This is a genomic window from Catenovulum adriaticum (assembly GCF_026725475.1).
Classification (GTDB): Bacteria; Pseudomonadota; Gammaproteobacteria; order Enterobacterales; family Alteromonadaceae; genus Catenovulum; species Catenovulum adriaticum.
Genome location: NZ_CP109965.1, coordinates 1,174,531 through 1,186,511 on the forward strand (window position 1 = coordinate 1,174,531; position 11,981 = coordinate 1,186,511).

General features: G+C 37.0%; 13 protein-coding genes. 5 read left to right on the top strand and 8 right to left on the bottom strand.

From position 1 onward, the window contains the following. The first annotated feature begins 97 nt into the window (after positions 1-97). Positions 98-619, top strand: coding sequence for an EF-hand domain-containing protein (locus OLW01_RS05305; protein WP_268075695.1), 522 nt, complete (start codon positions 98-100; stop codon positions 617-619). A gap of 113 nt (positions 620-732) precedes the next feature. Here OLW01_RS05305 and OLW01_RS05310 read toward each other — a convergent pair whose 3' ends face one another. Genes OLW01_RS05310 through OLW01_RS05320 form a run of 3 tightly spaced genes read right to left on the bottom strand, consistent with a single transcriptional unit; the run spans position 733 to position 2,388 of the window. Then, on the bottom strand, positions 733-1,389 hold the full coding sequence (locus tag OLW01_RS05310; RefSeq protein ID WP_268075696.1) for a YceH family protein: 657 nt from the start codon (positions 1,387-1,389) through the stop codon (positions 733-735). 18 nt (positions 1,390-1,407) lie between these two features. After that, positions 1,408-1,668: a DUF5062 family protein gene (locus OLW01_RS05315; RefSeq protein WP_268075697.1), complete on the bottom strand. Its 261-nt coding sequence runs from the start codon at positions 1,666-1,668 to the stop codon at positions 1,408-1,410. A gap of 60 nt (positions 1,669-1,728) precedes the next feature. After that, entirely contained in the window at positions 1,729-2,388 is a 660-nt protein-coding gene (locus OLW01_RS05320; protein WP_326498593.1) for a YehS family protein, read from the bottom strand. A gap of 374 nt (positions 2,389-2,762) precedes the next feature. Here OLW01_RS05320 and OLW01_RS05325 point away from each other — a divergent pair, with 374 nt between their 5' ends. After that, a complete protein-coding gene (locus tag OLW01_RS05325) occupies positions 2,763-3,965 on the top strand; it encodes a glycoside hydrolase family 117 protein (protein ID WP_268075698.1) in 1,203 nt (400 codons plus the stop codon). A 214-nt stretch (positions 3,966-4,179) separates the two neighbouring features. On the opposite strand, the gene OLW01_RS05330 is transcribed toward OLW01_RS05325, so the two are convergent. Continuing rightward, positions 4,180-4,545, bottom strand: coding sequence for a cytochrome b562 (locus OLW01_RS05330; RefSeq protein WP_268075699.1), 366 nt, complete (start codon positions 4,543-4,545; stop codon positions 4,180-4,182). Between the two features lie 179 nt (positions 4,546-4,724). Between OLW01_RS05330 and OLW01_RS05335 the strand changes: the two genes are divergently transcribed. Further along, on the top strand, positions 4,725-5,891 hold the full coding sequence (locus OLW01_RS05335; RefSeq protein WP_268075700.1) for a lactonase family protein: 1,167 nt from the start codon (positions 4,725-4,727) through the stop codon (positions 5,889-5,891). 81 nt (positions 5,892-5,972) lie between these two features. On the opposite strand, the gene OLW01_RS05340 is transcribed toward OLW01_RS05335, so the two are convergent. The 3 genes from OLW01_RS05340 to OLW01_RS05350 are packed head-to-tail and all read right to left on the bottom strand — an operon-like array spanning position 5,973 to position 7,991. Next, positions 5,973-6,272 carry a YfcL family protein gene (locus tag OLW01_RS05340; protein WP_268075701.1) on the bottom strand — a complete coding sequence of 100 codons (300 nt, stop codon included), beginning with the start codon at positions 6,270-6,272 and terminating at the stop codon, positions 5,973-5,975. A gap of 4 nt (positions 6,273-6,276) precedes the next feature. Next, positions 6,277-7,431, bottom strand: coding sequence for an ATP-NAD kinase family protein (locus OLW01_RS05345; protein ID WP_268075702.1), 1,155 nt, complete (start codon positions 7,429-7,431; stop codon positions 6,277-6,279). Continuing rightward, a complete protein-coding gene (locus tag OLW01_RS05350; protein ID WP_268075703.1) occupies positions 7,428-7,991 on the bottom strand; it encodes an elongation factor P hydroxylase in 564 nt (187 codons plus the stop codon). The genes OLW01_RS05345 and OLW01_RS05350 overlap by 4 nt, the downstream gene beginning before the upstream one ends. A gap of 144 nt (positions 7,992-8,135) precedes the next feature. Between OLW01_RS05350 and OLW01_RS05355 the strand changes: the two genes are divergently transcribed. Both OLW01_RS05355 and OLW01_RS05360 read left to right on the top strand, forming a co-directional pair. After that, positions 8,136-9,158 (top strand): GGDEF domain-containing protein, encoded by a 1,023-nt coding sequence (locus OLW01_RS05355; RefSeq protein WP_268075704.1) that lies wholly within the window; start codon positions 8,136-8,138, stop codon positions 9,156-9,158. A gap of 15 nt (positions 9,159-9,173) precedes the next feature. After that, positions 9,174-9,644, top strand: coding sequence for a YaiI/YqxD family protein (locus OLW01_RS05360; protein WP_268075705.1), 471 nt, complete (start codon positions 9,174-9,176; stop codon positions 9,642-9,644). Positions 9,645-9,899: 255 nt separating this feature from the next. On the opposite strand, the gene OLW01_RS05365 is transcribed toward OLW01_RS05360, so the two are convergent. Continuing rightward, positions 9,900-11,609 (bottom strand): sodium:solute symporter family transporter, encoded by a 1,710-nt coding sequence (locus OLW01_RS05365; protein ID WP_268075706.1) that lies wholly within the window; start codon positions 11,607-11,609, stop codon positions 9,900-9,902. Between the last annotated feature and the right edge of the window lie 372 nt (positions 11,610-11,981).

Sequence of the window (11,981 nt, forward strand, 5' to 3'; positions counted from 1 at the left end):
TTGCTTATTATGTATTCATCAAAACAAAGTAAATGGCTCAAACGCTGACACGATTCTCTTTTTACTTGTTTTGTTCATTAACCTGAGGAGCAATAAAATGAAAGTAACTAATTTAATTCCAACTTTATTAACTGCAAGCCTGTTAACTATGAGTACAAGTGCGTTAGCGCAACCACATCATAAAGCGGGTGGTTTGTTTAAATTATTCGACCAAGATAAAAATGGTAGTATTTCTGCGAGCGAAATAGCAAATGCGAGCACAGTGTTGCAAGCAATTGATATTGATCAAAGCGGAGAAATCACTAAAGACGACCTTAAAGCGATTCATAAAGAAAGATGTGAAAGCAAAGCAGAAAAAGAAGGTAAAAAAGGTTGTAAAGCGCTTCGTAAAGGTAAAAAACAGCATAAGGGTAAGCGTGGTGCTTCGTTAACTGATGAGCAAAAAGCAGAGCGTTTTGCTAAACTAGATAAAAATGGAGATACTTTTTTAGATGAAAACGAAATTAAACCTCGTTTATTAAAAAAGGCAGATAAAAACCAAGATAGTTTAGTTAGCCTTGAAGAGTTAACAGAGCTTTTCAAACACAAAAAAGGGCACAAACGTTCAACTGAAGAATAAATAAGCTGAATACAAAAAATGTCGGTTTAGCACGATAAAGTGTTAGCCGACATTTTTATATTTGTATTAACAAATAGACAGCTAATTTAAATATTTTCCGCCAACCAATACAACTAGTCTATATTAACAGCCTGTTTTATTTTTATGATCTCAGCTTTAAGCGACTCAACTTCTATACTTAGTTGCTTTACTTGTGATTCAAGCTCTGAGTGAGTTGAGCCATTATCATCTATTGACGGCGCGGGTGCCTGTTCTAAATCGACATCACCGCTAAAAAGATGTGCATAACGAGATTCTCGTTTTCCGGGCTCTCTGGCTAGTTTAACCACAAATGGACCGTTTTCATCATTAAGCAGCTCAGTTAAACAAGCTTCAACTTGGTTTACGTCACTAAAGTCAGCTAAGCGGTTGGTACGGGTACGTAATTCACCTGGCGTTTGCGGACCTCTTAAAAATAACACGCACAAAATGGCGGCTTGTTGCGCTGTAAATTTAAAGGCTGAAAAGTCACTACCGTAAAAACGGTGTCGGTACTTGGTCACTCGACCGCTTGGGCCAGTATCACTTACTAATCTAAGTTGAGTCAGTTCATCTACAATGTTTTGTACATCACTTTCGTTAAAGTTAACCACGGGATCGCGGTTTGATTTTTGATTGCAGGCTGTGGTTACCCCATTGATTGAAAGTGGATATTGATCTGGTGTGGTAATTTCTTTTTCTAAAAAAACACCTAAAACACGAGTTTGCTCAAATGATAATGTTAACTTCATAATTTCTTCGATTTTAGCCTATTTTAATAAAGGATGATTGTCTGGTAGTTTTTTGGCAATCCACATCGCAAGCCTGTGTTTCATGCTTAATAAATCTTCTTTATCTTCAGGTAGCGGTGCGATGAGCTTATCGTTCACTAATAAACGGTAGATACATTCAATTTTTTGTTTCGAAGAGTCGGTACCGGAGAAAGAGTTAAAGCCTCGGTTATTGGCGTAAGTTTCGCCAATTTCTAAGGCTTTTTTAAGTAGTGCAGATTCGTTTTTTAATTTTTTCATAAATAGCCTTAAATAGTCGTTCTTTATGGTTATTACATTAGCGTAAACTGAGGCGTTTGGCTATTTGAAATTTTTTAATGATAGGTTGCGTTTTTTGGGCGCTGTTTTTTGTTTTGGTTTATCCGTTTTCTTTATTTTGCTGACTTTTATATTATTACCATAGTCACCATAAACAATTGGCTTTGATTGCTTTTTTGGTTTATCAGTAACTGTTTCGGCGGTTTTTTGTATTTTGGCGTGCGGGTCATTAGACATAGGCTTACCACTGTATTTAAGTTGCATTCCCGTTAAAAATCGGCGCATAAATTGGTCTTTACATTCGCGAAAATGGTGATGGGTGGGTCGTCTGAACAAAGCGGTAATTTCAGGCGTATTTACGTTAAAATCTGCTAATTTGAGTAATGCAATAATGTCTTCTGTTTTTAAATTGAGTGCAATTTTAAGTTTCATTAAAATAATATTATTATTTAAATGATCTTCCGCTTTGGCAGGTTTTCCATCTTCTTTTTTACCGCGTTTTTCGTTAATGAGTCCATTTAAAAAATGTGAAAACTCACGGTCACTGCATCTGACATAATCTTCATCGTCTTCTTTTTTTAGCCATTTTTTGATCAGCTCTGGGGTAACTGGGTAATCAGCTGAGGCGATTATATCGGCCATTTTTTGGTCGGTATAATTAAATGTAAAACGGATGCGACGAAGAATGTCGTTATTGGTCATGCAGGCTTTCCTGTATTAGTTATTAGGTTACCTGCTTATTTTATCAGAGAAGTGCCTTGCGCGGAATCAATGCTTTAAAAAGTGTTTTAATTTCGGCAGCTCAAAATCATATTGGTGAGATTTTTATATCGCCATTAAAGAAACGCGATAAACTTTGCGCTTGTTATTTTGCGTTATATTTTAGGTGTTTTAAAGTGTGATTTTACTTTGGTTAGCGTAAAAATTTAATATTGATTAGGTTTATTAGTGTTCAAGTTTGGTAAAAAACTTTCAGCCTAAGAAATAATAAAAAACAAATTTAAAATAACCCTTTTAAAATTTGTCAAAAATTGATTAAATATTATTTAATGTTTACAATTTTTATGAAGTTAATAATGAATGCTTTAACAAATGTTTTAAAATCAGCAGCGTTGGTTTGTTTCATCAGTGCTTGTACGACTCACACCGAAAAAGATTATAGTCAATATTCTCAAGAGACTTTAAATTATTTAGGTATCAAAGATACTGAACATTTAAGTGCAGCATCCAAACGCGCATTAGAACGTGGCTATGATAAAAATGCCGAATGGTTTGGTCACTTTCAAGTTGAAAACCTAACAGGTGATTTTGCATATGAGCCGGGCGTGATCCGACGCGACCCATCCAAAGTATTGAAAATTAATGGTCGTTATTATACTTGGTACACTAAAAGTATTGGGCCAGGTCACGGATTTGAAACTGGCGATCCGAATAAAAAAGTGTTTCCTTGGGATAAATCAGAAATTTGGTATGCATCTTCTGCAGATGGCTATGATTGGAAAGAAGAAGGCATTGCGGTTGGCATGGGGGCTACCGGCAGTTACGACGACCGCTCGGTATTTACGCCGGAAGTGTTAGCGCATGGAGGCCAATATTATTTAGTTTACCAAACGGTTAAAGCGCCGTATTTGCTTAGAACCTACAATCAAATTGGAATGGCTGTTGCTGATAACCCCAGCGGTCCATGGACAAAATTAGACAAACCTATTTTAAGCCCAAGCAGTGAAACCGGTGAATGGAAAGGTGATAAAGACGACCGCTTTGCTGTGGTTTCTCAAGGTGAGTGGGACAGCCATAAAGTACATGATCCCACCTTAATATCTTATAAAAATAAATTTTATTTATATTATAAAGGCGAGCGTAAAGGAGAAAAAATGACCATGGGCGGTCGCGAAATTCGTTGGGGTGTGGCAATCGCAGACAATATCGAAGGGCCGTATATTAAATCTAAATATAACCCAATTACCCACAGCGGGCATGAATTAGCTATTTGGCATTATGATGGCGGTATAGCTATGGTCTCTGGCCACGATGGCCCAGAGAAAGAAACCATTCAATGGGCTAAAGATGGTATCAATTTTGAAATTATGGCGGTTGTAAATGATGTTCCGCCGGCGCTGGGTCTAGTTCAATCGTTAGATTCTGAAAAGCATCCAACAGAAGCGCTAAAATGGGGTCTTGCGCATACATATAAAGCAAAGCCTGGTAAAACTTGGTTAGAATCAGATAACCATATTACTCGCTTTACTTTTTCTCCGGTGTTTAAAAAACGTATTTAGAGAAAATTTATTTAGCCTCTTCAATAAGTTAAGAGGCTAAATAGTTAAGATTAATCTATTCTCAGGAAAATTAAGGCCGTCAATATCCTGCTTGATCTATATACGAGTATGATTTAACGGTTTTTTTGATAAAAATGGGAATTGGAAGCGGAGAAAGCCTGAAATAAAGTATCAGGCTGTACTTTTTAAATAAGCTATTTGGTAAATAATGTGTTTATTTAACTTCTAATAACTCATGGTATTCTTTGCGGATTTCACCTAGCTTTTTAAGCTGCATCTGAAGGTTTTCAACTTGTCCAGCTTCAACTTGCGCGATAACTAAGTTAACTTGATTGACTAATTTTTCCATACCTTCATCAAACGTTTCTTGATCTTCAGGTCTGATTTTTTGCATCTTTGCAACATCTAACTGTTGTTTAAATTGCTTTAAAATATTTTTCTTTTCATCGATGCTTTCAGCTTTTTTAAGTGCTTTGAAATTGTTACCCATAGATTCCATTGCATCATGTAATGGATCCGGTTGGCTACAACCAGCTAAAAAGGTCGCGCTTAATAAACTTGCTAGTAAAATCTTTTTCATTATTTTTCCTAAATGTTATTTTAATACGCTTACTTTAAAATGAATTAATATTGGATTCAAGCTATGCTGTACCAAAACTGAGATACTAAAAAATTTAATTATAAAAAATTATTTTAGATCAGCTATCAAGCGTAACGGAATGTACAATTTTTGGAAATGTGAAATAGGATAGAAATAATATGAATGTTAGACAGAAAAATGTAAACACTTTGAACAAATTGCTTATCAGCTTACGTGCCAGCTTAGTGATGGTAATACTTGTTTTTAGTAATAATTTATGGGCTAAACCTATTAGTTTCATTTTAAATAGTGTGGTGGCGGATCAATCATTGGCTCATAATGAAAAATCAGGCGTTTATCAGCTCACATTACAAACCGATGATTTATCGGCATATCAATTGGATTTATTATTTGCGGTGGAAAATCCATCTTATTTAAATGTTGAGCCCAATGGTGAAATTTTTGTCTCAGTTGGCGCGCCCAAGGGTGGGGTGGTTATTTACAAGCCTAGCGCTAATACAAGTGACAAAGAGCAATATAAGTTAGCGGCGCAGTTAATGGAATTGGGGAATAACGCTTGTCATGTTAGTTATCACCCAACTGAAGATTTAGTGAGTCTTGCTTTTTATTCGTCACCTTTTACTAAATTATTAACTTATAAATCAAACACTGGGCAGATAAATGAGTTACATCAATTTACCCATGAAGGTAAAAGTATTACCTCAAGGCAGCGGAAACCTCATCCGCATTGGTCAGGTTGGTCTCCAGAAGGCCGTTTTTTATATGCGGTCGACTTAGGCACAGATGAAGTTAAGCAATACACTAAAAGTAATGGTCAATGGAAAATGCAAACTGCCGCTAAATTAGATGCAGGCGACGGGCCACGCCATTTAGCTTTTCACCCAACTCATAGCAAAGCTTATTTACTTAACGAACTATCAAATTCACTGGTGGTTTTTGAGCAAGACTTAACAACCGGTGAGTTAAATAGGGTTCAAAAAATAAGCACGTTAAAGCCAGATTTTACCGAGCACAGTCAAGCAGCTGCGATTCGTATATCAGCAGATGGGCGCTTTGTGTATGTTTCAAACCGAGGCGAAAATACCATAGCCGCATTTAAAGTATTGCAATCTGGTTTAGTTGAACACATTCAAACGATTAGCACTGGCAGTGATTGGCCACGTGATTTTAACTTTTCTGCAGAGCAAGATTATTTGTTAGTTGCAAATACGCGAGGCGATCAGGTTAATTTATTTAAGCGCAATTCTAAAACAGGGCGATTAACCAATACCAGCATGGCATACCCAATTGCAGCGCCAAAATTTGTACAGGCATCACCACTTTAAATTTAAACTTTGCGTGTTGAGGCTGGCAGTTTTATACAATCATACTCAACACGTTCAAAACCGACGGCAGATGAGGTTTATTTAAGCTTTTAGCTGCTGCAAATCTGTCCATAAGCGGTTAACTAATACGCTATCTTTATCATCTAATTCACCGGCTTCTATGGCTTGCTGTAATGATTGGTTGGTATTTTCAATTAACTGATCAATATTGAGCTTTTCTTCCATTTCTAAGTAACCAGCCGCTAACATAATATGCCCGCGCAGGTAGCCGGAAGTAAATAAAGTATCAGCGTCGGCTTCGCTGACCATATCGTCTAGTTGAGCTTCGATTCGCGTAATAAACGCTTGAGCTTGTTCTTGCTGATTTATTTGCACTGTCATTGTATTAACCTTTCAATTTGTGAGTTGGGTGATCAAAACCAACTGGATAAAGCACTGAATCATGAAAACCTGTGGTCACTTTAATCAAGCCAGCTAAAGCCTGATTAAGTTGTTCGTCTGGTGTATCAACAATAAGTGGTTGTCCATTTAGCTGTTGTAATTTAGTTTTAGTGGCAATTAAATGTAAATTCGCTTTAGTTAATTGCTTAATAATACGAGCACTAATTTGCTGATTGCCGCGTCCAAATATATGTCCTTGACCACCAATTAAACTAAAAATCAGTTTTGTTTTAGGGTATTCGTGTATTAATTGCCAAATTTCCGTTTCAGTTAAATCGCTGCCAACTAACCTTTGCTTGTAAATGGCGTCAACCCCCAATAAGGTATTAGGTAAATCTAACGTTTGCATGACCGATTGGGTAGTTGAGCCTGAACCTATTAAATAAAGGCAATCTTCGTCATCTTCCATCCGTTCGATAATATCGGCTGCGATATCGTCTAGCACTAAAGCTTGGGTTTCTTTACCACCTTGTTTTACCGCTTGTACAAAACGTAAATCCATTGGTACCAGCAAATCACCATAACGTTTAGCTTTGACTATGCCTTGTCTAAACTGAGTTTCATCGATATCCATCACGTCAGCTTCTGCCAAGGTTAACATCTCACCTTGAATTAGCTTTTTACATAACTGGCCCGCAGCGCCTGGAGTAATTGCATACACACCTGAATGAATTTTACAGCCAGCTGGAATACCTAATACAGGGATATCTTCTCCTGCTACTTCGCATACATTTCTGGCTGTGCCGTCGCCGCCCGCAAATAAAATTAAATCAACGTTATGGTGGGCAAGTGCCTGAATGGTTTTTTGAGTATCTATTGCTTGGGTTGGTATGGCACTTTGGTGAATTATCTGGGTTTCAAAACCTAAAGCTTGCGCTAAGTCACCGCCCATTTCACCATTTGCAGTATAAATACATATTTGCTCGCTAAATCCGGCTAAATGATTAAGCGTCAATTGAGCTTTTTGATTGGCTTGTTTACTTGCACCTAACGCAAAAGCTTGTTTTTGGGTTGATTCACCATCACTGCCTTTTAAAGCAACGCTGCCGCCAATGCCAGCAATCGGATTAATAACTAACCCTAAATTAAATTTTTTCACCGTTCAAACTCATTAAATTGAGATAAAGAAAAGGGGTAAGATATTTGATAAAACTCAGCTAAAGCTTGGCAAATTAACTCAGCCCGTGCAGGTAAGCCTGTGCTTAAATAGTAGGTGAGTTGCTGATATATTTTAGCTCTAAAAACATGGCGGTCGGGCGTGTAGCTGCCATTTAAATTATCGCAACTGACTTTAAATGTAAGCCCACTGGCAACCGATAAACACCATTCAATTGCTTGAGGTTTAATTTCAACCTGTTCAAATTTGTTTTGTTGAACTTGATCGCGCCCATCAGGACAATACCAATACCCGTAGTCTTCTAGCAAACGACGTTTTTCACCCGCTAAACACCAATGTGCTATTTCATGTAACGCACTTGTATAAAAACCATGAGCAAATACAATTTGATGATAAGCTACATTTTTGTTGGCGGGTAAGTAAATGGGTTCATCTGAGCCTTTGATTAAACGAGTATTATATTTATGTCCAACGGATTCAAAAAAAAGATGAGTTAAATCTTCTATTTTTGGTTCAATGGATTTTTTACGACAAAATTGCATTTAAAAATAGAACAGTTTTTAGGTTAAACCCATATGTTACCTGTTATTAAATTTAAGTTCAGCTCAAATAAACTATTATTAGCCGCTAAAAAGACTATTATTGATTAAACCTATTTATAAAGCTGTGTCATTAAAGGGGATTGCATGAAGTGGGATAAGTTACACCAAGTTTTTGATAAAATCACCAAGCAAACTTCAATAACTCAACTTAATACTCTGGGGTTAAAATTTTGTCGTCAGTTAATTTCTGTTTATGAATATCGAATTTATATTAATCAATTAACACATACTGGAGAAGAGTTAGAGTTAGCTTTTATTAATGGACCAGCCGAAATTAGCGACAACGAAACTCAAATTGTAAAAGACATTGCCGCTGGGCGAAAAGCGATTGCCTATCATTTTGAAGAAGCGGGCATCCAGTACATGATGGTCCATAATGATGGGGCTTGTGTTGCCTTGCTTGCGTTTAAACCCGGCATTGAAACGAGTGACATTTCGCGACTCAACATTATAAAAACTTTGATTGCAATTTGGACAAATCAAATATCCGTTTTGTCCTTTTATCAACGCGATAGCTTAACTGGTTTGTGCACGCCTAATATATTTACCGACGCGGTTAACGGTAATACGTTTTATTCAGAGCAATCATTGCAAAATGATAAAGTCATTAAATTTAAAAATGATCGGCGAGACGACTTACATTTACCCAGTTCTCATGCGGTTGCTCTAATTGATATCGATAACTTTAAAATTGTGAACGAACGTTTTGGTCATACAATTGGCGATGAAGTGCTTATTAAACTCGCGCGTTTAATGGAGGTGTCGTTTAGGGAAACAGATTTAATTTGTCGTTACAATGGTGAACAGTTTTCGGTATTAATTCGTTATGTGAGTAAACGAGGCGCAGAAGAAATTCTAGAGCGGTTTCGTCATCGGGTGGCCGAATCACACTTTCCGAGAATTGAATCTGTTACTATTAGTATTGGTTATACTATGACACTGTCAGGCATATTAACGAGCGAGCTGATCGAAAGAGCGAATAGAAGTTTAATCTATGCCAAAGAGTCAGGCAAAAATTGCAGTATCAGTTTTGATACTGTGGCAAAACTGCTCGGTGATAGTTTTGGCAATAGTGAACTTGAAGTGGGCGAAATTGAATTATTTTAAACAACGGAAATATAAATGAAAATATGGGTCGACGCCGATGCTTGTCCGGTGGTTATTAAAGAAATTATATTCAGAGCTGCGCAACGCGCAAAAATTGAAACTACCTTAGTTGCAAATCATAATATTAGAATACCACAGTCACCTTATATTAAATCTTATCAGGTACCCGCTGGATTTGATAAAGCAGATGATGAAATTGTCCAGCGAATTGAGGCTGGCGATTTGGTCGTTACGGCAGATATTCCTCTGGCGAGTGAGATATTAGAAAAATCAGCAAAAGCGCTAAACCCCAGAGGCGAAATGTATAGCCTAGCTACCATTAAAGCAAAGCTTGGTATGCGTGATTTTATGGAAACCATGCGCGCCAGTGGCGTACATACAGGTGGACCTTCGAGTTTAAATCAAACCGATAAACGCAATTTTGCTAATGAATTAGACAAAGTGATAACGGCATATTTGAATAAGCCCCAAAAGCATGGGAAGTAAATTGAGCGAGAAATAGTCTTGTTGCTGTATCTGGCGGTTGGATGTTTATTATATTAATGTCAATTGGTATAAAAGCAGACAGTTGATACCTCATTTTTCAGTGTGTATGTTGCGGTAAATGAATCGCTACTCAGCGTTTTTTTAATATTCAAACCCTAAAAACAAAAAACGATAGATTAACTGATTAACCTATCGTTTTTTTATGCCATTTAAAAAAGCCCTTCCTTGGACTATACATGACTAACTGTTATCGGCTTACCAAAATTGGATATATAGAGCAATTGTCATGATAACAACCGCTACACCGGCAATTTTGGCGCCTTTTGAAGACTCAAGATCCATAGCTTCATTAACTGGTAATTCAATAGGTTTGTTTAATGGTTTAATTAAAGTCGCTATTGTGCAATAAAGCATAACTAAAATGAAACATAGTGCCATTCGGTCTAAAAACGCAATCTCGTCAGAGAACCATAAACCAGATGCCACAATCATGTCACCAAACACCCATTTGATTGAACCGTATAATACAACGTTTAGTAAAATACCACTCCAACCTAAAAAGCGAGGTGCACGAGGTACTAACATACCGAATAAGAAAATAGCAATAATACCTGAGCTGATAAAGCCTTGGAACTCTTGAATAAAGGTGAAAATACCACCAAAACTAGGGCTTGCTAATGTAGGTGCAATAAACGCTGAAATAATAACGAATACGACAACACACATACGGCCAACTTGTGGCAATTTTTCATCTGCTAAATCGGGTTTAACTTTTTTAACTAAATCCATAGTTGCAATGGTTGAAGCTGAATTAAGCATTGAAGCAAGTGAGCTCACAATGGCCCCAAAAATAGCTGCTAAAATAAACCAAGATATCCAAGGGTAAGGTTTAATTAAATTACGCAATAACGTCGGGAAGGCTGCGTCATAATCAAAGCCACCATTTTGTAATGCTAACTGCTCATAGTATAAGTTAAAGGCTAAAATCCCTGGAATAACAACAACAAATGGAATTAATAGTTTTAAGAAAGCCGCAAAAACAATACCTTTTTGACCTTCAGCTAACGATTTAGAACCTAAAGTACGTTGAATAATGTACTGATTTAAACCCCAGTAGAAAAAGTTAGGAATCCATAAACCAATGATAAGTGCTGTCCATGGAATTTCAGCATCATCAATTGGACGAATCATATGCAATTTACCGCCTTCTTCGGCACTACCGGCATTTAATAGTTGGAATCTGTCCCAACTGCCTGCGTTTTGAAGTTGATCAACAGTGACATCTTTCAGAGTTGCCGTTTTAACTAACGAAGCTGGATCTGCGCTACCTAGTGCTTGAAACGCTAAATAAGCAACAATTGCACCACCAATAATAAGTGCCGAGCCCCATACTAAGTCAGTCCATACACAAGCTTTTAAACCACCAACAAATACATAACCTGCGGCTAAAACTGCAATTAACCAACAAGAAGCGGTTAAGTTACCTAATAAAAATACTTCAGGGTAATAGCCTGAAATGACTTTCGCACCTGAGTAAATAACAGAGGCAGTTGGTACACCCACTAAAATAAATAAAGTTGCGACCGCCATAACTGTTCGTGAGAAAGAACCGTAACGGTATTCTAAAAACTCAGGAACCGTATAAATACCCGCTTTTAAAAAGCGAGGTAAAAATACAAATGCCACCACAACTAAGGTAATTGCAGCCATCCACTCGTAAGAAGCGATTGCCATGCCTAGCCAATCGGCTGCTTTACCAGACATACCAACAAATTGTTCAGTTGAGATATTAGCGGCAATCAGTGAAAAGCCAACTAAATACCAAGACAAACCACGGCCAGCTAGGAAATAAGAGCTACTAGATTGATGTTCCAAATCATCAACGCCTTGCTTACTTTTCCATATGCCCATGCCTATCACACCGCCGACAGCGAGGATAAAAAGGGTAATTTCAATGTAATTCATATTTTATCTGTTTTCTCTGTTTGTTGTCCGAAACTATCACTGAATGTGAATAGCGCCACTAAAAATGTTTAACCTTTAATTTACATAATATAAAAAGGTAAACGTTACACCTCATTATGCCTAATAAATTTGGATTACGATACAAAAAAATAAATATTTTTAATTTTTTTGTTAGTTTAGTGTATTTTAAAGGTTGATAAAAGAAAGTAACTTGCAGTTTCGACAACGGGTATTTTAAAACTGAAAAAACAAGGTAAAGCGTTTTATCTTATTTTTGTTTCGCTTTATCGTGGCACCGTTTGTTTATTCGCTTGGCGGACCACATTGGGTTACCATAGTTAAGGCTAAATAAAAAGTGAGTGTATTTAAATT

Bases quoted from the DNA above. Each gene is read 5' to 3' on its own strand.
- OLW01_RS05305 (WP_268075695.1), top strand. From the start codon at position 98: ATGAAAGTAACTAATTTAATTCCAACTTTATTAACTGCAAGCCTGTTA.
- OLW01_RS05310 (WP_268075696.1), bottom strand. From the start codon at position 1,389: ATGAAGTTAACATTATCATTTGAGCAAACTCGTGTTTTAGGTGTTTTT.
- OLW01_RS05315 (WP_268075697.1), bottom strand. From the start codon at position 1,668: ATGAAAAAATTAAAAAACGAATCTGCACTACTTAAAAAAGCCTTAGAA.
- OLW01_RS05320 (WP_326498593.1), bottom strand. From the start codon at position 2,388: ATGACCAATAACGACATTCTTCGTCGCATCCGTTTTACATTTAATTAT.
- OLW01_RS05325 (WP_268075698.1), top strand. From the start codon at position 2,763: ATGAATGCTTTAACAAATGTTTTAAAATCAGCAGCGTTGGTTTGTTTC.
- OLW01_RS05330 (WP_268075699.1), bottom strand. From the start codon at position 4,545: ATGAAAAAGATTTTACTAGCAAGTTTATTAAGCGCGACCTTTTTAGCT.
- OLW01_RS05335 (WP_268075700.1), top strand. From the start codon at position 4,725: ATGAATGTTAGACAGAAAAATGTAAACACTTTGAACAAATTGCTTATC.
- OLW01_RS05340 (WP_268075701.1), bottom strand. From the start codon at position 6,272: ATGACAGTGCAAATAAATCAGCAAGAACAAGCTCAAGCGTTTATTACG.
- OLW01_RS05350 (WP_268075703.1), bottom strand. From the start codon at position 7,991: ATGCAATTTTGTCGTAAAAAATCCATTGAACCAAAAATAGAAGATTTA.
- OLW01_RS05355 (WP_268075704.1), top strand. From the start codon at position 8,136: ATGAAGTGGGATAAGTTACACCAAGTTTTTGATAAAATCACCAAGCAA.
- OLW01_RS05360 (WP_268075705.1), top strand. From the start codon at position 9,174: ATGAAAATATGGGTCGACGCCGATGCTTGTCCGGTGGTTATTAAAGAA.
- OLW01_RS05365 (WP_268075706.1), bottom strand. From the start codon at position 11,609: ATGAATTACATTGAAATTACCCTTTTTATCCTCGCTGTCGGCGGTGTG.